The sequence below is a fragment of the Sediminibacterium sp. FW305-C-49 genome, assembly GCF_058231085.1.
In genome coordinates, this window is record NZ_JBIQXS010000002.1 from 364,574 (window position 1) to 385,950 (window position 21,377).

The following is a 21,377-nucleotide window of genomic DNA, read 5'->3' on the forward strand; positions in this document are numbered from 1 at the left end:
AATATTCGTTATGAAAAAATATTCATTCAATTATTATATAATGCTGCTCATGCTGGTGCTGATGAGTAGCTGTGCCAAAAATTTTGAATCACTGAATACAGATCCCAACAGACCAAAAGAAGTGAATCCGGGGGTAATGCTGGCACAACTTCAATACAGAATTGTGAGTTCGTCTATTACCGCTTCAAGAAACTTTACGCATGAACTGATGCAGGTAGATGCTCCCCGCTCAAGTCCCGGCGGAACTGGATTGCATCGTTATGTGGTAAATCCCGGAGCAGGGGTGTGGAGTAATTTTTATTCCTATTTAACAGATATAGAAGACATCTACCGAATCGCGGACGAATTAAATGAACCTAATTATAAAGCCATTGCCCTGATCTATAAAGCATGGTCCTATTCTATTTTAACAGATCTGTATGGTGATGTTCCTTTTAGTGAAGCAACCAAAGCTACTGAGGGAAATTTTCAGCCCGCATTCGATAAACAGAAAGATATCTACACCAAAATATTAGCTGAACTCGAAACAGCAAATGAGCTTATTAATACCGGTAAGGCATTAACATACGGCGGCGACATGTTATACAATGCCAATGCTTTATCGGGAACGGTTAATCCGGGTATGGTAAAATGGAAACGTTTTTGTAATTCATTAAAACTTCGGTTGCTGCTAAGAATATCGAAGCGAAATGATGAGATTAATGTAAACAACCAGATTACTACAATGCTGGCAGATGCTGTAAAGTATCCCATGTTTGCTGCGAATGCAGACGAAGCAATATTTAAGTTCACAGGGTCTTTTCCTTATTTCAATCCATATTATAATGCAAGGCAGCTAGACTGGCGTGATGGTACTTATTTCACAAAATTCTTTATGGATAAAATGAATGCAGATAATGATCCGAGAAGAACGCTGTGGAGTACAACGGTAACCGTTGCTGGTGTTCCGTCATATGTTGGTATTGAAAGTGGCTATCCGGTAACGACTGAATACCAGGTAGGACGTAATTCGAGTTATAATGATGTATTGAAAACCTATATACCTATGGGTATTATGATGACATTGGCTGAGCTTGAATTTATCAAAGCTGAACTGGCAGTAAAAGGCTTTGTAACAGGCAGAACTGCAAAACAACATTATGATGCAGGTATAACAGCTTCTATGACTCAATGGGGTCTTGCCTTACCGGCAGGTTACCTTAACCAGCCAGGTGTAGCATATGATGCAACAGCAACAGCAGAGCAACAGATGGAAAGGATTATGCTGCAAAAATATTATGCCTATTTCTTTGTAGACTATCAGTCATGGTTTGAAAAAAGAAGAACAGGTTATCCCGTACTTCCGCGAGGTACTGGTATTCCATCTGAAAATAAATTTCCTAACAGAGTACCTTATCCAACTTATTTACAATCACTCAATGCGGCAAATCTTGCCAAAGCGGTTACGGCGATAGGAGGAGATAACAGTGATATCAAAGTGTGGTGGAATAAATAACCAGTCAAATGATAAATATGAAAAAGAACAGTTTATTAATAATGATATTACTTGTTTGCCTGCATGTTTCGGCACAGGTAGATACTTCGGTAAAAACCCTGATCGTTTTTTTTGATGGGTTAAGACCCGATTATATTACTCCTGAGTTGATGCCTAATGTTTATGCATTCAGCAAAAGAGGGTCGTATGGAAAACAACACCATAGTGTATTTCCTACCGTTACAAGGGTGAACTCTTCATCTTATTCAACCGGAAGTTACCCGGGTACAAATGGTATTATGGGTAATACGGTTTATTTCCCGCAGGTAAACCCTGTTAAAGGACTGAACACAGGAGATGCCAGTGAATTGAATAAAATTTCAGCAGCTACCAATGACCGGTTGTTAACGGCTGTTTCATTGGGTGAAGCATTGGAGTCTGTTGGTCAAAGAATGATGGTATTCAGTTCAGGCTCTACCGGACAGGCATTATTACAGAATCATAAAGTAGGTAATGGGGCGATTGTGAATACGTCAATGATATTGCCAGCTTCTTTTAAAGATCAGTTGACAAATGTATTGGGCCCTATTCCTGCACATGCTAAACCCAATAGCGCACAGCATAAATGGATTACTGATGCATTGATACAATTTGGTTTTGCTAACAACGGTCCATTGGTAAATGCTATCTGGTATTCAGACCCTGACGGTGCTGCACATAGTGATGGTATTGGTTCTGCAGCAGCGAATGCATCTATCAAATCTGTTGATGAACAATTTGGAAGAATCATCACTGCATTGGATGAGAAAGGACTACGTAACAAGGTAAATATTATCATTTCAACAGATCATGGATTTGTGACCAAGGCAGGTAAAATGGGTGTTGCAGAATTCCTGATTCAAAAGGGGTTAAAAAAAGACCGAGACTCTGATGATATCGTAGCGGCGGAAGGCGCCTTATACATCAAAAATCATGATGCTGAATTAATCCGTAAAGTAGTAGCTGCACTGCAACAGGAAGAATGGGTAGGTGCCATATTTACCAAAGCAGACAAAACGGGTGGCATGAAAGGTTGGGTACCTGGTACACTTTCATTTGATGCCATCCATTGGAATCATCCGGAAAGAGCCGCCGATATTCTGGTAGATGAAAACTGGAACGATGCAAAAAACAGTACAGGCTATGCAGGTACCAGTTATGCCCGTGGTGTTGCAGGTCATGGAGGATTTAGCCCATATGAAGTGCATATCGCTTTACTGGCAGATGGCCCATCATTTAAAAAAGCATTTGAGGGTAACCTGCCAACATCGAATGTTGACATAGCTCCAACGGTTTTATCAATTCACCATATTCCTGCACCTGCAACTATGCAGGGGAGAGCGTTTACTGAATTATTTGCCCGCTCAAAAACACAAACGGCAAATGCAAAAAAAGAACGTGTTGAAACCAGTACAGTTGTAAATGGGGTTACTTATAAATTGATGCTTGATATAAGTACAATTGGTAAATACAGGTATATCAACTATGCCAAAACAGAAAGAGTATTACAGTAGTTTTATAAGTGGACAGAAATGAAAAATGCGCCTGTAAAAATTGCAGGCGCATTTTTATTATAATGAATGGTATGATTTATTTGAGGGATGCCAAATCAATCACAAACCTGTATCGTACATCAGCTTTAATCATTCTTTCATAAGCTTCATTGATTTTTTGCATCGGAATTACTTCTACATCGGATACTATATTGTGTTCTGCACAGAAATCGAGCATCTCCTGGGTTTCTTTGATACCACCGATCATGGAGCCAAGAATACTTCTGCGTTTGGGTACCAAATCAAATGCAGGTACTTTGGAAGGCGATTCCGGAAGCCCAACAATAATCATGGTTCCATTTGTTTTCAACAGGTTCAGGTAAGTACTATATTCATGGTCAGCCGAAACAGTGTTGAGAATAAAATCAAAAGAGTTTTCCAGGCTCTTCATGGTATCCTTATTCGTAATAAGTGCAAAATGATGAGCACCTAATCTTTTGGCATCGGCTTCTTTGGAAGGAGACGTGCTGAGCATGGTTACTTCTGCACCAAAAGCAGCTGCGAATTTTACACCCATATGTCCAAGTCCGCCCAAACCAAATACGGCCACTTTATGTCCTTTCTTCACGCCCACATAACGCAGTGGTGAGTAGGTAGTAATACCTGCACAAAGCAGTGGCGCTACGCCCTCGAGCGGGAGTTTGTCGGAAATTTGAAGGGTATAATTTTCATCTACCACGATATTGGTGGAATAACCTCCGTAAGTAGGTGCATTGGTCACTCTTTCACGGCCGTTATAAGTACCCACCATACCTCCATCACAATACTGTTCCAGATCGTTTTTGCAGTTGTCGCAGGTGCGGCATGAATCAACAAAACAACCTACACCGGCAAGATCGCCTACTTTAAATTTGGTTACTTTATCTCCTACGCCAATAACCCTTCCCACAATTTCATGTCCCGGAACCATCGGGAAAATGGCTTTACCCCATTCTTCGCGTGCCTGGTGGATGTCTGAATGACAAACCCCGCAGTATAAAATATCAATATGTACATCATGTGGCCCGGGTTCTCTTCTTTCAAGTTGAAAGGGGGCGAGGGCCGCTTTGGGTGTTTCTGCTGCGTAAGCTTTGGTTGCTATCATGGGATTAATCTTTGTACGAAGTTAACAGCTTAAAAATGTTATCGTTCGCGCTTTGTTTTACTATAATGGGAAATAAATAGGGTTATTTCATATGGGCTGCCCAAAAATCAAGTGTTCTTTTCCAGGCAAGTTTTGCGGCTGCTTCATTGTACCTGGCACCTGAAGTGTCGTTATGGAAAGCATGGTTTACACCTTCATAAATATAAACCTCATACTTTATGTTATTTTTTTTCAATGCGTCTTCATAAGCTGGTATGCCCGCATTGATACGCTCATCCAAACCTCCATAATGCAACTGCAACGCTGCTTTTATTTTGGGAACATCAGCAGCATCGGCCTGTCTGCCATAAAAAGCAACGGCAGCTTTCAGGTCAGGTACATGCACAGCTAACTGGTTGACCAATGCGCCACCCCAGCAGAAACCTACACAACCAGTAAAGCCATTACAGTCTTTGCGGCTTTTTAAATAATCGAAACCTTTTACGAAGTTGATCAGGTTTTGTTTTGCATCAATTTTGCTGAATAGGTCTCTTGCCTGATCCTGATCTGTTGGTGTGCCGCCTGCAGCCGACAATGCATCGGGCGCTATGGCAACATAGCCTGCTTTTGCAGCACGGCGTGCCACATCACGAATATGATCATTCAGTCCCCGGTTTTCATGTATCACAATTACACCACCATATTTACCCTCTTTTTTTGGTCTGGCCAGGTAGGCTTTCATGGTTACACCACCTGCATCATATGTAATATCTTCTGTGATGAGTTCAATATCCTGTTCAGGAATGGTAGCAGCTACTGCGTAGTTGTTTTCAAGCATGGGTAGGATGGCCATGGCCGCAGTGGTGCTACCTGCAAGCAGGGCCAGTCGCTTTAAAAATACTTCGCGTGGTAAAGGTTTATGCGTGTACTCATCGTACAGATTAATGATTTCCTGCTTCATATGGGTATGGTTTGTATAAATATACCGATTGCCATTGGGCAGGCAAAACAGTTTACCGAATAAAAAAAGCTATCTGCCGAACCGGACAGATAGCTTATACGATATTGCTTGCTAAATAAGTTTATTGAACCAGGCTCGCCATTTTTGCAACGGGTAACTGTGCCGCAAGAGCCAACAGTTCAGCTTCGGTACTGTTGTTTATTTTCAAACTGAGCAATGCATTACTCATCGGAATTTCAAGACGATAAGCATTTTGTTCATCATCTTCTTTGGTTAACCTGGCTTTGTAATTACTCACTTTTACAATTTTTGTATTCGGATCGCCACCAAACCCCGCCAGCATAGGTGAGTTGATATAGGCATTGAGTGCATTGAGTAAAGGAGAATTGATCACCACATTCAAAGTGGCTTTTTTGGTAAACAATCCATATTTTTTCTCAATGGTAACGCCGGTAAACTGGCTGCTTCCTGACACATTTTCTTCTTTTGCAATAGCTTGAAGACTATCCATCGAAGCTGGAAACAATTTTAAAACTTCTTTGCCAATGGTAATATCAAGATCCTGCATCATTTGCAATAAAGCAAAATGTGCATCTTGTAATTTACCTGTATTGTAGCTGGTTTGTGCTGTAGTGATATTTTTTTTAAAATCCTGTGCATGCACCAGTGAAGTAACCAGTAATGCCAGGATGATTGTATAAGTCTTTTTCATTTGTATATGTTTACTATTGTTCACCCATTGTTTTTTTGATCGAGTCGATATCGAATTGCTGAACAGCGTCCATCATATCTTTTTCTGTAGTAAAATTGATTCCTTTCCAGGTAATCATACCAGCAGTACCCATTTGCATGAGGATGGTATAACCTTCTCTGTTTTCAAACTGTATAATGGCTTTGTTGCCTTTAAGCCTGATTTGTTTGGTGTTCTGTGTATCACCATTTGACTGAGTGGATGCAAAGCCAAAATACATGTCCAGTGCACCTGCATACATGGCATTGTTACCAATAAGAATGGACAATTGCTTATCGTCTTTCTGATAAATACGCTGTATGGTAAGGTTGGCCCAGCCATAACGGGCGCTCATTACCCTGTCTTCTGTAGAATCTTTTGGTAAACCGGCAATTTCGGCAGGAAGAGATTGTAATAGTTGCTTGCCGATTTGTAATTCCACACCCAGTAAAGCCTGCTGAACAGAAAAACGGGCTTCGCCAAACTGTTGTTTGTTATAGGCAAGATCGGCATCTGTTATCTGTTGTAAAACATCAGGTACTGTTGAATTCTTTAAGCCTTCGCCTGAGGTATTCACGGGTCTGCCATTTTTTGATGTAGCAATGGGGTTTGTGTTACCGGTATTGTTCCCAGTTGTATTGCCGGTACCTGTTTTGTCTGCCACTTTTTTGTCTAATACTTCCTCTGCTTTCTTTTCTACTTTGTCTTTGAGTTTTTTCAGAAAGCCTTGTGCGTTCGATTCAGTTTGTATGGCAAAAGCTGCACACACAAAAAGAATGGGTAATGATTTTTGTTTCATGTTGAAAATTTCGAAACACAAAACTATCATCGCATTTAGGCGAATGCAAACCATTCATGACGGTATATAACCGACTGTATCATCGCTTAACGTTGATATACAACAGATTAGAAATTTCATCACATAAATATGTGATACCAATCTGTTAGAAAAAATGTTTTTGGTCATCCATCTTTTTTGCATCTTTTTTTTGCTGTTCGATGTGCAGCAAATGATTTGCCTCAAGAAGTTTTTCCATGTACTCATATAATAAAAGGATAGAAGCTTTTTCTCTCTTGCTGAGTGTTTTGTTATAGCTACCAGTAACTGTGGCTTTCAGCCATTCCCATAACATTAGTTTCAGGTCGGGTAGATGGGCAAAATCAAATAATTCAGCAAGTACCAGTGTTGGTTTGGTCATTTCTTCTTTGGTTAAAGTCGAGAGTGCCGGCTCTTCCTGACGAATTTCCTGTTGCATAGTATTTTTTTAGAAAACTTTCAATACTTCTAACGCGAAGTGTTGCGGCAGATCACTTGCTTACGACATGGCGTTTTTCACTATTGACCTGTATTATGTTTATTTCTGCGGGTTTTCCCAGGCCAAATCAGGTATAAATACGTATTGCAGCATTTATATTTTGTTTTTTTCTTCGTAAGTATTCAATACCATAAAATTAAAAAATCATTTTCTATACACTTCTATCAGAATTCGTTCATTTTCTAAACATTTATTCACAATGACAGCACCTGAAAGATTCTATCAATTTATGGAACATAAACGTTTTCGTCCGAGATGGGTAGAAATGGAATGTGGGTTATCAAATGGCTATTTAGGTAAACAACGCAAAAACAAAGGCTCTTTTGGCGGAGCCATTTTACTCAGAATCGAAAAACGTTTTCCTGAATTAAATATCACCTGGTTACTTTCTGGTGAAGGCGAAATGCTCAACCCAATTTATCGCGAAGTGAAAATACAACCATTCAATACAGTTGAGGAGGAGTCCGCCACATACGGTTTAGTAATGCGCGAACTGGTACCATTATTGAAAAAACAGATCACCCAACTCGAAGCTGCCTTGCTTGATAAGCAGAAACTAATTGACATACTTGAGCAACGGTTAAAGTTGAACGAGCAATAAAATGTTATAAAAAAGTTGCCCGATCGGGCAACTTAAATTACTTTTGTATGAAAGACAACCAAAAAGTAAGACAGGTAGTTTTTTACCAGGATTATTTCGAACATTTTTTTCTTTTACAAAAACCGAAAGTGAAAGAAAAAATACTTTGGATCCTTGAGTTAATAGAAGATTTGTTGATGGTTCCCAAAACCTATTTAAAACACATTGAAAATACAGACGGGTTATATGAAGTAAGGGTTCAATCTTCAACAAATATTTTCAGGATATTTTGTTTTTTTGATGAAGACAGGGTGGTAGTGATAATAAACGGGTTTCAAAAGAAACAAAAAAAAAACGCCCGCAAAAGAAATGAATAAAGCACTTGAAATAAAAGAAGCATATGAAAGCGAAAAATAAACAGATGCTTACTTTAGAAAGACTTAAAGAAAAGCATTACGGAAAAAAAGGAACAGCGAAACGGGATCTGCTGGAAGCTGGGTATAAAAATTTCAAAACAGGAGTTCTCCTTCAGGAAGCACGTTTACGAAAAGGGTTAACCCAGGAAGAACTGGCTAACCGCGTAGGAACAACCAAATCCTATATTTCTAAAATTGAAAACGATGTAAAGGAAGTGCGGCTCTCAACCCTGCAAAGAATTGTGGAAGAAGGTTTTGGTGGAAAGCTATTACTGTCTATCCAGTTATAAAAAAGCCCTTCCATTTTGGAAGGGCTTTTTTATTGATGATCTTTCTTTTATTCTGTTACATAAGAGGAAACAGGCTCACAGGTACAGATCAGGTTTCTGTCACCATGTGTATTGTTTACCCTTGCCACACTTGGCCAGAATTTATTCTGGGTTACATAATACAGCGGGAATGCAGCCTGCTGGCGGCTGTATGCATGCTTCCATTCATCACTGCAAATAACAGCCTGTGTATGGGGCGCATTTTTAAGCGGGTTATCTGTTTTATCAGCTTTGCCTTCTTCAATGGCTTTTATTTCTTCATAAATAGAAATCAATGCATCACAGAAACGATCTAATTCGGCTTTGTCTTCACTTTCTGTGGGCTCAATCATAATGGTACCCGGAACAGGGAAGCTCATGGTAGGCGCATGGAAACCATAATCAATCAATCGTTTCGCTACATCTTCTGCTTCGATACCAGCACTTTGTTTGAAAGGACGTAAGTCAACAATAAATTCATGTGCACAAGTGCCATTTGTTCCGGTATACAATATTTTATAGTACTTCTTCAAACGCGCTTTCATGTAATTGGCATTCAATATCGCATATTCTGTAGAACGTCTGATACCCTCTTCGCCTAACATTTTAATGTAGCCATAGCTAATGAGGAGAATACTTGCAGAGCCATATTGAGCGGCACTCACAGCCAGTGCAGCATTACCCAGCACTGTATGGCCCGGTAAATAGGGCGCCAGTTTATCGTTTACACAAATAGGTCCCATACCAGGGCCACCACCACCATGTGGAATAGCAAATGTTTTATGGAGGTTGAGGTGACATACATCGGCACCAATCATACCCGGACTTGTTAATCCAACCTGTGCGTTCATATTTGCACCATCCATATATACCAGACCGCCATTCTCATGAATGATCTGGCAGATATCTTTGATGGTTTCTTCGAATACACCATGTGTAGATGGGTAAGTAACCATCAGGGCACCAAGACTGTCTTTGTATTGTTCTGCTTTTGCTTTCAGATCTGCTACATCAATATTTCCGGCATCATCACATTTTACGACTACTACTTTAAAGCCAGCCATTACAGCACTGGCTGGGTTGGTGCCGTGTGCACTGATAGGAATAAGTACCACATTTCTATGCGCTTCATTTCTTGCGGCATGATAGGCCCGAATGGTTAATAAACCAGCATACTCGCCCTGTGCACCACTATTGGGTTGCAGGCTGCAGGCAGTAAAGCCGGTTATTTTACACAAATAATCATTCAGTTCATTGACGATTTGCTGATAACCTTCTGTTTGTGAAGCAGGTGCAAAAGGGTGTAATCCTCCAAACTCAGGCCAGCTTACCGGAATCATCTCTGATGCTGCATTCAGTTTCATGGTACAGCTTCCGAGACTGATCATACTGGTATTCAAAGAAAGGTCTTTGTTTTCCAGTTGTTTGATATAACGCATCATCTGGCTCTCGCTACGATGTGTATTGAAAACAGGGTGCGTAAGATAGGCGGAAGTACGTGTAAGACCTGCAGCTAGCTGGTAACTATTATCGGATAATGAATTGTCAGCAACTGTTACTGCCGTTTTTCCCGTTGCTTTTGCAAAAATGCTGAGTATAGTATTGATATCACTTACACCAGTAGTTTCATCGATACTGATGATTACCCTATTCTTTTGGTAGAAGAAATTGGTTTCTGCAGCTTCTGCTGTTTTCCTGAGTACATCCACATCAACACCTGTAACAGATAGCGTATCGAAGTAACTTTTATTTACCTGTTCAATTCCCATCTGGGCAAGTCCATTCGACAAAGCTTTTGTGAGCAGGTGAACACGGGTAGCTATTTGCTGCAGACCTGTTGGGCCATGAAATACAGCATACATCGCTGCCATATTCGCCAGTAAAGCCTGAGCCGTACAAATATTTGAAGTGGCTTTTTCTCTTTTAATGTGTTGCTCTCTTGTCTGAAGCGCCATGCGTAATGCACGGTTACCCTGTGCATCAATACTTACACCAATCAGTCGGCCAGGCATTCCTCTTTTGAAATCGTCCTGGGTTGCAAAGAATGCAGCATGTGGTCCGCCATAACCCATCGGAACACCAAAACGTTGTGCGCTACCTACTGCAACATCGGCACCCAGTTCACCCGGAGGGGTGAGTAAGGTTAGTGCCAGCAGATCGGTAGCCATAATAACCAGACCATCAACACTGTGAACTTTTTCAATAAAGTTTCTATGGTCTTCTGCCGAACCTATGCTGTTGGGGTATTGTAATAAAGCACCGAAATAGGTTTCGTCAATATTTGCATGGTTGTAGTCACCGATAACAATTTCAATTCCTATTGGCTCTGCTCTTGTAACAAGCACATCGATGGTTTGCTGGAAAGTATGTTGATCAACAAAAAGTTTTGGTTTGCTGATAACATCGGTTTTGTTCACATGGTGAAAAATCATGGCCATGGCTTCGGCAGCAGCAGTGGCTTCATCCAGTAATGATGCATTGGAAATAGGAAGACCGGTCAAATCAGACACCATAGTCTGGAAATTGAGCAGGCTTTCAAGACGACCTTGCGAAATTTCAGCCTGGTATGGTGTGTATTGAGTGTACCATCCCGGATTTTCAAAAACATTGCGCAGAATTACGCTGGGAGTGATGGTGCCATAATATCCCTGACCAATATAGTTTTTGAATACTTTATTTTTTGAAGCTGTCTTTTTGAGTTCGCTGAGGTATTGGAATTCACTGATCGCAGCAGGCACACCCAAAGGCTTTTTAATACGAATGCTGTCAGGAACTGTTTTACTGATGAGTTCGTCCAGTGAACCTGTGCCAATAACTTCTAACATTTTACGTGTATCGGCTTCATTGGGTCCGATATGACGTGTTTGAAACTCTGCTGATTGTTGTTCAAAAAGATTCATATTCAGGAATGGCTTAAAATGGTGGTAAAAAACCGGTTTTAGAAGGCCGGGGTTTTAAACGCCGCAAAGGTAAGCTTCCACAACGGGAAAATTCATGTTTTGTTCACCCGGTTAATAAGCTGTGAATCAAATTGTTTCAATATTTTTAAAATCATAATATTGCACATGGAATCAACACATTGCGCTAACTGTGGAAGGGAACTGGCCCCGGATTTTAGCATTTGTCCGGGATGTGGTCAGAAAACCAGTATTCATCGGTTTACAATCCCTCATTTCCTTCATGAGTTTTTGCATGCATTTACACATGCCGATCGGGGAGCATTTGTATTACTGAAAGAATTAGCCATACGACCTGGAGTAGTACTACAGGAATATATCGTAGAAGGAAAAAGAAAAAAATACTTCAATCCATTTACTTTGTTGCTCATCATACTTGGTTTCTCAGTATTCATGAACTCTATTTTCCATCCTTTTCAGAAGAACCAATACATAACGCAGGCACAGATGGCAAACGCAAAGACGGAGGAAGCAAAAGCTATCTATCAGCGTATAACAGAAGGACAGGCAAAAGTGAATGCCTTTATGGAGAAAAAAACGAATATCATGACCTTTATAACCGCTCCGATTATGGCATTTGCTTTCTGGCTGGTTTTTAAGGGTAAAAAATTGAATTATGCAGAACACCTGGTGTCATATCTGATGTTAACCTCTGTGCTTTCATTGATCAGTACTCTTACATTTGTACCATTGCTGACTACTATACATAAGGATTGGATTCCGCTTTTGTTAGGCGCGAATTTATTGATACAAATAGTGTACACAACTTTTGCCTATACCAAACTTTTAAGACTGAAAGGATTCGTCAACATTCTCATGGTAGCGGCGGCAAATATATTAGGTATGTTTTTTACCATGCTAATGGTAGTGATCGCTACCATCGCATACTTTCTGCTAACCTGGTAAGCGTCTGAAACATACTATTATCTTTGCATAAATTCTTTTCATGCAGCAATGGGAAAAAATAAGTGCGGATCATCAAAAACAATACAAACAATTTCTGCAGCGTGCAGATAAGAATAAAGTATTGAAACAACTTCCCGATCTGCACGAAAAAGCTTTTGCAGAGATTGACTGTCTTACCTGCGCCAATTGCTGTAAAAACTATTCACCACGGTTTAAAACACCTGATATAAAACGGATCAGTAAGCTGTTGAAATTAAAGGAGAGTGCTTTTATCGACACTTACCTGGTGCTTGATACAGATGGCGATTATGTTACCAATACCAAACCCTGTCCATTTCTCGGTGCTGATAACTATTGTAGTATTTATGAAGATCGCCCATCAGACTGTAAACGTTTTCCATACACCAATGAAGATGTATTGATAAAGAGACCCGTTATCACACTAAAAAATTCAACTTTTTGTCCGGCAGTACACCATGTGTTAGAACATTTACTGAAGTCATAAACAGTTCCGGATTTTTTTGTATATTCTGGCCATTCCCTGAGCGCATTATTTATTTTAAAGATTGGACTATGGCACATTTACCGGTTTTAATTAAAGACCTGGCCCTTATTCTTGGAGCGGCAGCGGTAATTACATTGCTTTTTAAAAAATTTAAACAACCTGTTGTTCTGGGATATATAATAGCAGGTTTGATTGTAGGGCCCAATTTCAAACTCTTTCCCACCATTGGCGATGTCGAAGGCATAAAAATATGGGCTGAAATCGGTGTGGTGTTTCTTTTGTTTGCATTAGGACTTGAATTCAGTTTTAAAAAACTGGTAAAAGTGGGCGGCTCTGCTGCTATTACCGGAATCACTGAATTGTTGTGTATGATGTCGTTGGGTTATGGCATGGGTCAATTATTGGGTTGGTCAGCAATGGATAGTATGTTTTTAGGCGGTATTATAGCCATTTCCTCCACCACCATCATTTTTCGTGCTTTTGATGAACTCGGATTGAAAACAAAACAGTTTACCGGGCTGGTATTGGGTGTACTTGTTATTGAAGACCTGGTAGCTATTTTATTGATGGTATTATTATCAACCGTAGCAGTCAGTAAACAGTTTGAAGGAACACAAATGTTTTTATCGATTGGCAAACTGCTTTTTTTTCTTTGCCTCTGGTTCCTGATGGGTATTTTTTTGTTGCCTACTTTTTTCAAAAAGGTACAGAAATGGTTGAGTAGTGAAACGCTTTTGGTGATCTCACTCGCCCTTTGTCTGGGTATGGTAGTGTTAGCAGACCAGGTAGGTTTTTCTGCAGCGCTCGGCGCATTTATTATGGGCTCTATTCTGGCGGAAACAACACAGGCGCATAAGATTGAACACCTGGTTACTTCTGTAAAAGATTTATTCGGTGCTATTTTCTTTGTATCGGTTGGGATGTTGATTGACCCGGATATTCTGGTAGAATATGCATTACCGGTATTTCTGTTAACGATGGCTGTTATGCTGGGTAAGACCATATTTGTAACGACTGGTGCATTACTAGCTGCCCGCCCGTTGAAACAGGCAGTACAGGCTGGTACCAGCATGTCTCAAATTGGTGAGTTTTCATTTATTATTGCTACGCTTGGGGTATCGTTGAATGTAACCAGTTCTTATCTCTATCCGATTGCAGTAGGGGTATCGGTTATTACAACATTCACAACACCTTATATGATTAAACTGGCAGAACCACTGCATCAGTTTTTATTACGTGTGTTACCATCCAGGTGGATTACTGCTTTAGAAAAATACAGCAGCAGTTCGCAGATCATTGAAAGTGAAAGCAACTGGAAAAGATTGTTGCGTTTTTATATTCAGATCATCATTCTGAATGGTGTGATGATGATTGCACTCACTTTACTCATTGCTTATTTTCTTCAACCTTTTCTGTTGAAATATATACAGGAACCCATCACGGCAAAAATCATCAGCGCTTTGATCGGATTGATTGCCATGGCGCCTTTTATCTGGGCACTCACCGTAAAAAAAATGAACAAAAGTGCATACGCAGCTTTATGGCTCGATCGTAAGTACAGCCACGGCCCATTGGTGATGCTGGAAATTGCCCGCAATGCCATTGCAGTAGTGCTGGTAGGTTTTCTTTTACGTCAGCTTTTCGATTTCTGGATAACGGTTGGTGGTACACTTGCTGTTATGCTGATTATTGGTATTTTATTTCGCCAGCGATTACAAAGTTTTTACCAGCGGCTGGAAGATCGTTTTCTGCAAAACCTTCATGAAAAGGAATTACTGGAACAAAACAAAACACAGAGCCATTTATCACCCTGGGATGCACACCTTACCCAATACCGTATCAGCCCTCACGCTGCTTATATAGGTAAAACATTGGAAGAATTGCAATGGAGAGAATCTTACGGCATCAATGTGGCTTTTATTGAAAGGGGCAACAAAGTAATGTTTGCACCTGCAAGAACAGAAAAGATTTTCCCTTTTGATACGATTGGCGTGATTGGAACCGATCAGCAGATGCTGGAGTTTGGTAAAATTATGCTGGCCTATTCCGAAGAAGCCGATACGGAAAAAGAACTGGTAGAACTGGAAAAAATTGTGGTGGATGAACATACCCGCCTGAAAGGATTAACGATCCGTGAATCTGGTATCAGGGAAAAAACCAATGGACTGGTGGTAGGTATTGAAAGAAAAGGTGAACGTATTCTCAACCCATCTTCGTTTACACAATTAGAGTGGGATGATATTGTTTGGATTGTGGGGAATAGAAAGAAGATACAGCAGTTATATCATCCTTAATATGATTAGATTTTAAAACTATTGATTAACTCTTTAAAAAGATTTGATTTAATAGGACCTAAATCCTTTAATTTTTTTGAAGCGATAGCTTTTAGCTCTTGATAATTAGAGTGATAAAACTCAGTAACAGCAAAATAACGTTTGTTGTTTTTGATAAAGAAGAGATGTTCATATGTACCACTTTTGTAGTGTATGTTCACGGTGTAAAAGCCATCAAATTCTGTAAGATTTATCTCTTTCTCGCTTGTTAAACCTAATATTCTAGAGATTTTTATTGTATTGTCAAGAAAAGTGATAGAGTTGGTTTTTACATACACCTCAACTATCAAGATCCATATAAAAGATAGAAGAAGTAGTGGAATCCAAATAAGCTCAATGTCTAAAAAAAGGTCTATAGATTTTATAATTACAATAAAAAAGGTACAAAAACAGAAAACTACAGTAATTGATAAAAGGATTGCAGTAAACAAGCAAAATTTTGACTTTACTGGATCACTGTTTGTGTACATGTAGAATGTATTTTTCTTCAAAATAGGATTCAGGGAAAATCTTATCAACCGGCATCATCCTAGGCCTCAGACCGCTTTCAAAAATTTCCTGGGCAAGGTCGCCGCCCTTTAAACAGATAAGGCCATTGGCAATTTCCTGCTGGTGCCCTTTCTTCAATAAAGGTCCGGCCCATTGCCAAAGGTCTTTCAGAGGAGCAACAGCACGGGATACAGCAAAATCGAATTTCCTGTTTTTGATTTCTTCGGCCCTGCTGTGTTGGGTAGTAATATTTTTAATGCCCGCGCCTTCAGCAACGGCATCTACTACCTTTAATTTTTTAGCTATACTATCAACGAGGTGAAATTTTACTTCAGGAAAAAAAATGGCCAGTGGTACACCGGGGAAACCTCCACCACAGCCAATATCAATTACTTGGGTACCGGGTTCAAAATTTGCAATGGCGGCTATACTCAGTGAATGCAACACATGGTGCAGATAAATGCTGTCGATATCTTTTCTCGATATTACATTGATCTTAGCGTTCCATTCTTTGTATAATTCTTCCAGTGCCTCAAACTGCTGAATCTGATGCGGTGTAAAATCGCTGAAATATTTCAGGACTAATCCCAGTTTTTGCGGGGTGCTTTCCATATGGCAGGAACGGTAAAGATGAAATAAAAGAACATCCAGATATCAAAGAAAAGAAACCAGGGCCAGAGATCCTTCTCATTTAACTTCTTCATTGACTTATAAAGAACGACTGCCTGTAATAAAAAACGAACGCCAAATACAGCCAATGCCATCCACCAGTTGTAAAAAATGATGCTTACGGCCAGCAAGGGGTAGATCCAGAATAAAGAGAAGGAATACAACCCCAGTAAAAACTTATGAGACCCTTTGTAATAATTGCTGGTGGTATAGTGGCGATATTTCTGCGTCATCCAGTCACTCCATCTTGTTTTAGGTTCACTCAGGGTATGCGCATCTTTATCAATACAAATAGTGGTATTGTCGGGTCGTGCTACCTGGTTAATAAACAAATCATCATCGCCACTGGGTATCTGATTAATCGATGAAAATCCTTTGTTGCGAAGAAAAACATCTTTTTTATAACTCAGGTTCCTGCCCACACCCATATACGGGACACCGGCAAGGGCATATGATAAATATTGAATGGCCGTATGAAAGGTTTCAAAACGAATCAGTTTGTTGAGTAAACCTGGTTTTTTATGATAGGCGCCATAACCCAGTACAATTTCGGTTCCGTCTGTATAACATTCCTGCATTCTTTGAATCCAGTGTTCAGAAGCGGGTACGCAATCTGCATCGGTGAGCAAAAGAATTTCATGCCGGGCACTTTTAATACCCATTGATAAGGGGAATTTTTTTCCGCTGATCATTTTTGCTTCCTGTGTGAGTTCAATATAGTTGATGTTTTTGAACATTTTCTTGAACTCATCTACCAGGTATTTGGTATCGTCAGTAGAATTATCGTTTACCAAAACCACTTCATGCGTGGTTTTATATTGCTGAACCAATACACCGGGTAATGTTTTTACCAGGTTATGGGCCTCATCTCTTGCACAGATAACCACCGAAACAGCATGTTCAATAGATGTTTCTTTTTGTGGAGAATGAAAGAAGGCAAGGCGCTGGAAAAAGTACAGGTAATAAAACAACTGAATGGCAATAACAGCACAAAAGGCATAAAAGCAAATATCCCAGAGCAGAGTTGGTATGGTCATTTGGCAAAAATAAGGTTTGAATGAGCTATGTGTGAATGGAGTGTGGAGATGTGGAAAAGTCCGGAGGGAGTCCGAAAGACGGAAAGTCTGAAAGACCGAAAGAAAATTTTCACTGATTCGGGTTTCTACCGGACTTTCAGACTTTCCGTCTTTCCGACTTTCAACTACTTTTGCCGAATGGCGGCACTTATATTTGAACTGGAAACAACTTCGGCCAATAGCAGGGCAAGGGCAGGCAAGATCAAAACCGATCATGGCGAGATCCAGACACCCATTTTTATGCCCGTTGGTACAGTAGGCACGGTAAAAGCGGTTACGCAACAGCAGTTAAAAGATGATGTGGAGGCGCAGATCATTCTCGGTAATACCTATCATTTATACCTGCGTCCGGGTACAGAAGTATTGGAAGCTGCGGGTGGATTGCATCGTTTTAATGGATGGGACCGGCCAATATTAACGGATAGCGGAGGTTACCAGGTATTTTCTCTGGCCGCCAACCGAAAGATCAAGGAAGAAGGCGTCATGTTTCAATCGCATATTGATGGCAGCAAGCATTTGTTTTCACCCGAATCGGTCATGGATATCCAGCGAAGTATCGGAGCTGATATCATCATGGCATTTGATGAATGTCCGCCATACCCGAGTGAATATGCCTATGCCAAAAAAAGTATGGAGCTTACGCATCGCTGGCTTGACCGATGTGTACAAAGACTGGCTGAAACACCTGATAAATATGGGTACACGCAAAATCTTTTTCCCATTGTACAGGGTAGTACCTATAAAGACCTGCGTAAAGCATCCTGTGAATACATTGCATCAAAAGGCGCTGCAGGAAATGCCATTGGTGGATTGAGTGTAGGTGAGCCGGAAGAAATGATGTATGAGTTTACCGCGTTGTGTACAGAGCATCTGCCGCTTGATAAACCCCGTTACCTGATGGGTGTAGGAACCCCCTGGAACATACTGGAATGTATTGACAGAGGTATTGACATGTTTGATTGTGTAATGCCCACCCGCAATGGAAGGAATGGAATGATTTTTACAACAGAGGGGGTGGTGAATATCAAAAATAAAAAATGGGCTACTGATTTTTCTCCCATTGATCCGGGGCTGGATAATGAGATGAGCCGGTTTTATACAAAAGCCTACCTGCGCCATTTATTTGTGGCCGATGAAATATTGGGTATGCAATTGGCCAGTATTCAAAACCTGTCATTTTATCTGTGGCTGGTGGGCGAAGCCCGCCAACATATTCTTGCAGGCGATTTTGCTTCCTGGAAAGCCGGAATGGTTGAGCAGGTGAAAACAAGGAGGTGAGTTAATAGTCCATAGCTAATAGCCATTAACTATGGACTATGTCCTGCTTTAACATCCTTTTTTCTTCTCCAACACATCAACCCTGTATCTTTGACGGCATAAGCCGCTATGAAGAAATTAGACTGGTACATACTGAAGAAATTTTTGACCACTTTCTTTTTTGCTATTTTCCTTTTTGCGGTGATTGCTATTGTGGTTGATGTGAGTGAAAAAACAGATGATTTTGTGCGGTCGGGTTTATCGGTACAAAACATTATTACACAATATTATTACGGTTTTGTCCCCCATATTATTGCACTTCTGCTCCCGTTATTTGTATTTATTGCAGTCATATTTTTTACATCCAAAATGGCTGGCAGGAGTGAAATTATCGCCATATTAGCCAGCGGAACCAGTTACAACCGATGGTTAAGACCTTACTGGGTAGGTGGTGTTATTCTTGCATCAATATTATGGTTCGCCAATCAGTATGTGGTGCCAAGGGCCAACCAGATTCGCGGAAGTTTCGAGGCCAATTATATCGATAAAAACAGTAGCTATAATGCCCTGATCAGTACAAGCAGCTATATTTATTTGCGTATTGATTCTTTTACTTATGCAGGCATCTATGCATATGATACCCTTACAAAAAGAGGGGGGCCTTATTTTTCATTCACAGTAAAGAAAAACAAAGTAGTGGAAAACCTGCGGGCCGATCAGATTGTTTGGGATACAGCTACACGTAAGTGGAAGCTGGAATCATTACTGCAAAGAAAGATTACAGATAAAGGAGAAGAAGTTTCGCTGACAACGGAAAAGATAATGGCTTTTAATTTTAATCCACTAGACCTCAGTCGTGATAAATACACCAAGGATAAATTGACAACCCCTGAACTCGACCGGTTTATTGAACTGGAAGAATTAAGGGGCTCGGAGGGATTGAATGGTTTGAAAGTTGAGCGATACAGAAGAGATGCCACCTGTGTAACTGTCATTTTACTGACCCTGATCGGGGCCATTGTTGCGGGGAGAAAAGTGAGAGGCGGAAGTGGGGTACACCTGGCTGTAGGTTTTGTAACCGCGGCACTGTTTATTCTTACCGATCGTTTTTCAACCATCTTCTCCACGAAAGGTGATTTGCCGCCCCTGCTGGCCGCCTGGATACCCAATTTCATCTTCATTTTTGTGGTGATTTTCCTATATCGAAAGGCTCCCAAATGATTTTAACGGAGTTTACACAAGCTTCATGCTTTTTGTTTTGCTGAGCAGGCTAACAAGTGTTACCTTTAGCGGCCTGAAAAGCACCCTGAGCAAGACTTTTAATCATTTTTTTATAACGAACGCCATAGCTAAAATTTTACGAAATGGGAATCATTAAAGATCGATTCAAGGAAAAAGCAGATGCTGCCAATGCCGAGATCAAAGACATCCTGAAAACACACGGAAATAAAAAGATCGGAGAAGTTACCCTTGCACAGGCCTACCAGGGAATGAGAGGTATTACAGGGCTGGTAACTGAAACCAGTTTATTAGATGCACAGGAAGGTATTCGCTTCAGAGGTTATTCTATTCCAGAATTACAGCAACATTTACCAAAAGCACCGGGAGGAGGTGAACCTTTGCCGGAAGGATTATTCTACCTGATGCTGGTTGGCGAAATGCCGACCGAAGAAGATGCCAATCATATTACCAGCGTATGGCAGCGCCGCAGCCATGTGCCTACGCATGTATTTCAAACCATTGATGCATTACCCATCAGTACACACCCAATGACCATGTTTGTAACGGGTGTAATGGCTTTGCAGACAGAAAGTAATTTCGCTAAAGAGTATGCAAAGGGCATCAATAAAAAAGATTATTGGAATCCGGTGTACGACGATGCAATGGATCTGATTGCACGTTTACCTCGCATTGCAGCCTATATCTATCGCCGTAAATACAAAAACAACGAACATATTCACCCCAATGGTTTATTAGACTGGGCAGGTAACCTGGCCCATATGATGGGATATGATGATGAGAGCTTTAAAGAACTGATGCGTTTGTATATGACCATTCATGCTGATCATGAAGGTGGTAACGTATCGGCACATACCACCCACCTGGTGGGTTCAGCATTGAGCGATCCTTACCTGAGTTATGCTGCAGGTATGAACGGACTGGCAGGTCCTTTACACGGTCTGGCCAACCAGGAAGTGATTAAATGGATATTTGAAATGCAGGAACAACTGGGAACAGATGATCCAAGCAAGGAGCAGATTGCAGATTATGTACAGAAAACACTGTCTTCGGGGAAAGTGGTACCTGGTTATGGTCATGCAGTATTACGTAAAACCGATCCTCGTTTTACTGCCCAGATGGAGTTTGGTAAAAAACATATGGCCGATGACAAACTGGTCAACACCGTTTGGAAAGTATATGAAACCGTGCCACCCATTTTAGAATCATTAGGTAAAGTAAAAAATCCATGGCCCAATGTAGATGCACACAGCGGTGCATTATTGGTACACTACGGATTAGTGGAGTATGAATTCTATACCGTATTATTTGCCGTAAGCCGAGCGCTCGGCGTATTGGCAAGTCTTTGTTGGGACAGGGCTCTGGGTCTGCCCATCGAGCGTCCAAAATCTGTTACCACCGACGCCGTTAAGCAATGGCTGGATGGTAAGGGAGAGATTTGGGAATAAAGAATTTCAATATAAAAAAGAGAAAGTCCATAGCCAACTATGGACTTTCTCTTTTTTA

Annotated in this window: 20 protein-coding genes; 11 read left to right on the top strand and 9 right to left on the bottom strand. The window is 40.6% G+C overall.

Annotated elements, in window-relative coordinates; genetic code table 11:
- Positions 1–10: 10 nt before the first annotated feature.
- Positions 11–1,495: a SusD/RagB family nutrient-binding outer membrane lipoprotein gene (locus ACH3Z1_RS08960; protein ID WP_490821587.1), complete on the top strand. Its 1,485-nt coding sequence runs from the start codon at positions 11–13 to the stop codon at positions 1,493–1,495.
- Between the two features lie 17 nt (positions 1,496–1,512).
- Positions 1,513–3,027, top strand: coding sequence for an alkaline phosphatase family protein (locus ACH3Z1_RS08965; protein ID WP_490821588.1), 1,515 nt, complete (start codon positions 1,513–1,515; stop codon positions 3,025–3,027).
- Between the two features lie 76 nt (positions 3,028–3,103).
- On the opposite strand, the gene ACH3Z1_RS08970 is transcribed toward ACH3Z1_RS08965, so the two are convergent.
- From ACH3Z1_RS08970 to ACH3Z1_RS08990, 5 genes are all read right to left on the bottom strand, one after another.
- Entirely contained in the window at positions 3,104–4,150 is a 1,047-nt protein-coding gene (locus ACH3Z1_RS08970) for an NAD(P)-dependent alcohol dehydrogenase (protein ID WP_490821589.1), read from the bottom strand.
- Between the two features lie 82 nt (positions 4,151–4,232).
- A complete protein-coding gene (locus ACH3Z1_RS08975; protein ID WP_490821590.1) occupies positions 4,233–5,090 on the bottom strand; it encodes a dienelactone hydrolase family protein in 858 nt (285 codons plus the stop codon).
- A 121-nt stretch (positions 5,091–5,211) separates the two neighbouring features.
- A complete protein-coding gene (locus ACH3Z1_RS08980) occupies positions 5,212–5,802 on the bottom strand; it encodes a hypothetical protein (protein WP_490821591.1) in 591 nt (196 codons plus the stop codon).
- Between the two features lie 13 nt (positions 5,803–5,815).
- Positions 5,816–6,619: a hypothetical protein gene (locus tag ACH3Z1_RS08985; RefSeq protein ID WP_490821592.1), complete on the bottom strand. Its 804-nt coding sequence runs from the start codon at positions 6,617–6,619 to the stop codon at positions 5,816–5,818.
- A gap of 145 nt (positions 6,620–6,764) precedes the next feature.
- Positions 6,765–7,076 (bottom strand): hypothetical protein, encoded by a 312-nt coding sequence (locus ACH3Z1_RS08990; RefSeq protein ID WP_490821593.1) that lies wholly within the window; start codon positions 7,074–7,076, stop codon positions 6,765–6,767.
- A gap of 259 nt (positions 7,077–7,335) precedes the next feature.
- On the opposite strand from ACH3Z1_RS08990, the gene ACH3Z1_RS08995 reads away from it, so the two are divergent.
- Genes ACH3Z1_RS08995 through ACH3Z1_RS09005 form a run of 3 tightly spaced genes read left to right on the top strand, consistent with a single transcriptional unit; the run spans position 7,336 to position 8,422 of the window.
- Complete coding sequence (locus ACH3Z1_RS08995; protein WP_490821594.1) at positions 7,336–7,737, top strand: hypothetical protein; 402 nt, start codon at positions 7,336–7,338, stop codon at positions 7,735–7,737.
- Positions 7,738–7,784: 47 nt separating this feature from the next.
- Positions 7,785–8,093, top strand: coding sequence for a type II toxin-antitoxin system RelE/ParE family toxin (locus tag ACH3Z1_RS09000; protein WP_490821595.1), 309 nt, complete (start codon positions 7,785–7,787; stop codon positions 8,091–8,093).
- Between the two features lie 23 nt (positions 8,094–8,116).
- Positions 8,117–8,422: a helix-turn-helix domain-containing protein gene (locus ACH3Z1_RS09005; protein ID WP_490821596.1), complete on the top strand. Its 306-nt coding sequence runs from the start codon at positions 8,117–8,119 to the stop codon at positions 8,420–8,422.
- A gap of 47 nt (positions 8,423–8,469) precedes the next feature.
- Here the strand turns inward: ACH3Z1_RS09005 and gcvP are convergent, their stop codons facing one another.
- The gene (gene gcvP, locus ACH3Z1_RS09010) at positions 8,470–11,340 is read right to left on the bottom strand and encodes an aminomethyl-transferring glycine dehydrogenase (RefSeq protein WP_490821597.1); all 2,871 of its coding nucleotides are present in this window, start codon (positions 11,338–11,340) and stop codon (positions 8,470–8,472) included.
- A gap of 165 nt (positions 11,341–11,505) precedes the next feature.
- Here gcvP and ACH3Z1_RS09015 point away from each other — a divergent pair, with 165 nt between their 5' ends.
- The 3 genes from ACH3Z1_RS09015 (at position 11,506) to ACH3Z1_RS09025 (ending at position 15,102) form a co-directional block, all read left to right on the top strand.
- Positions 11,506–12,303, top strand: a complete 798-nt coding sequence (locus ACH3Z1_RS09015) for a DUF3667 domain-containing protein (RefSeq protein ID WP_490821598.1) — start codon at positions 11,506–11,508, stop codon at positions 12,301–12,303.
- A gap of 40 nt (positions 12,304–12,343) precedes the next feature.
- Positions 12,344–12,808: a YkgJ family cysteine cluster protein gene (locus ACH3Z1_RS09020; RefSeq protein ID WP_490821599.1), complete on the top strand. Its 465-nt coding sequence runs from the start codon at positions 12,344–12,346 to the stop codon at positions 12,806–12,808.
- A 68-nt stretch (positions 12,809–12,876) separates the two neighbouring features.
- On the top strand, positions 12,877–15,102 hold the full coding sequence (locus ACH3Z1_RS09025) for a monovalent cation:proton antiporter family protein (protein ID WP_490821600.1): 2,226 nt from the start codon (positions 12,877–12,879) through the stop codon (positions 15,100–15,102).
- Positions 15,103–15,107: 5 nt separating this feature from the next.
- Here the strand turns inward: ACH3Z1_RS09025 and ACH3Z1_RS09030 are convergent, their stop codons facing one another.
- From ACH3Z1_RS09030 to ACH3Z1_RS09040, 3 genes are read right to left on the bottom strand one after another with little or no spacing between them, the layout of a single operon-like run.
- Positions 15,108–15,611, bottom strand: a complete 504-nt coding sequence (locus ACH3Z1_RS09030; protein ID WP_490821601.1) for a hypothetical protein — start codon at positions 15,609–15,611, stop codon at positions 15,108–15,110.
- A complete protein-coding gene (rsmG, locus tag ACH3Z1_RS09035; protein WP_490821602.1) occupies positions 15,595–16,242 on the bottom strand; it encodes a 16S rRNA (guanine(527)-N(7))-methyltransferase RsmG in 648 nt (215 codons plus the stop codon). Before rsmG ends, ACH3Z1_RS09030 begins: the two co-directional genes overlap by 17 nt.
- On the bottom strand, positions 16,212–17,336 hold the full coding sequence (locus ACH3Z1_RS09040; protein WP_490821603.1) for a glycosyltransferase: 1,125 nt from the start codon (positions 17,334–17,336) through the stop codon (positions 16,212–16,214). The genes rsmG and ACH3Z1_RS09040 overlap by 31 nt, the downstream gene beginning before the upstream one ends.
- Before the next feature lie 177 nt (positions 17,337–17,513).
- On the opposite strand from ACH3Z1_RS09040, the gene tgt reads away from it, so the two are divergent.
- From tgt to ACH3Z1_RS09055, 3 genes are all read left to right on the top strand, one after another.
- A complete protein-coding gene (gene tgt, locus ACH3Z1_RS09045; protein WP_490821604.1) occupies positions 17,514–18,653 on the top strand; it encodes a tRNA guanosine(34) transglycosylase Tgt in 1,140 nt (379 codons plus the stop codon).
- A 108-nt stretch (positions 18,654–18,761) separates the two neighbouring features.
- Positions 18,762–19,853, top strand: coding sequence for an LptF/LptG family permease (locus ACH3Z1_RS09050; RefSeq protein WP_490821605.1), 1,092 nt, complete (start codon positions 18,762–18,764; stop codon positions 19,851–19,853).
- A gap of 143 nt (positions 19,854–19,996) precedes the next feature.
- Positions 19,997–21,319 (top strand): citrate (Si)-synthase, eukaryotic, encoded by a 1,323-nt coding sequence (locus ACH3Z1_RS09055; RefSeq protein WP_490821606.1) that lies wholly within the window; start codon positions 19,997–19,999, stop codon positions 21,317–21,319.
- Positions 21,320–21,377 lie beyond the last annotated feature (58 nt).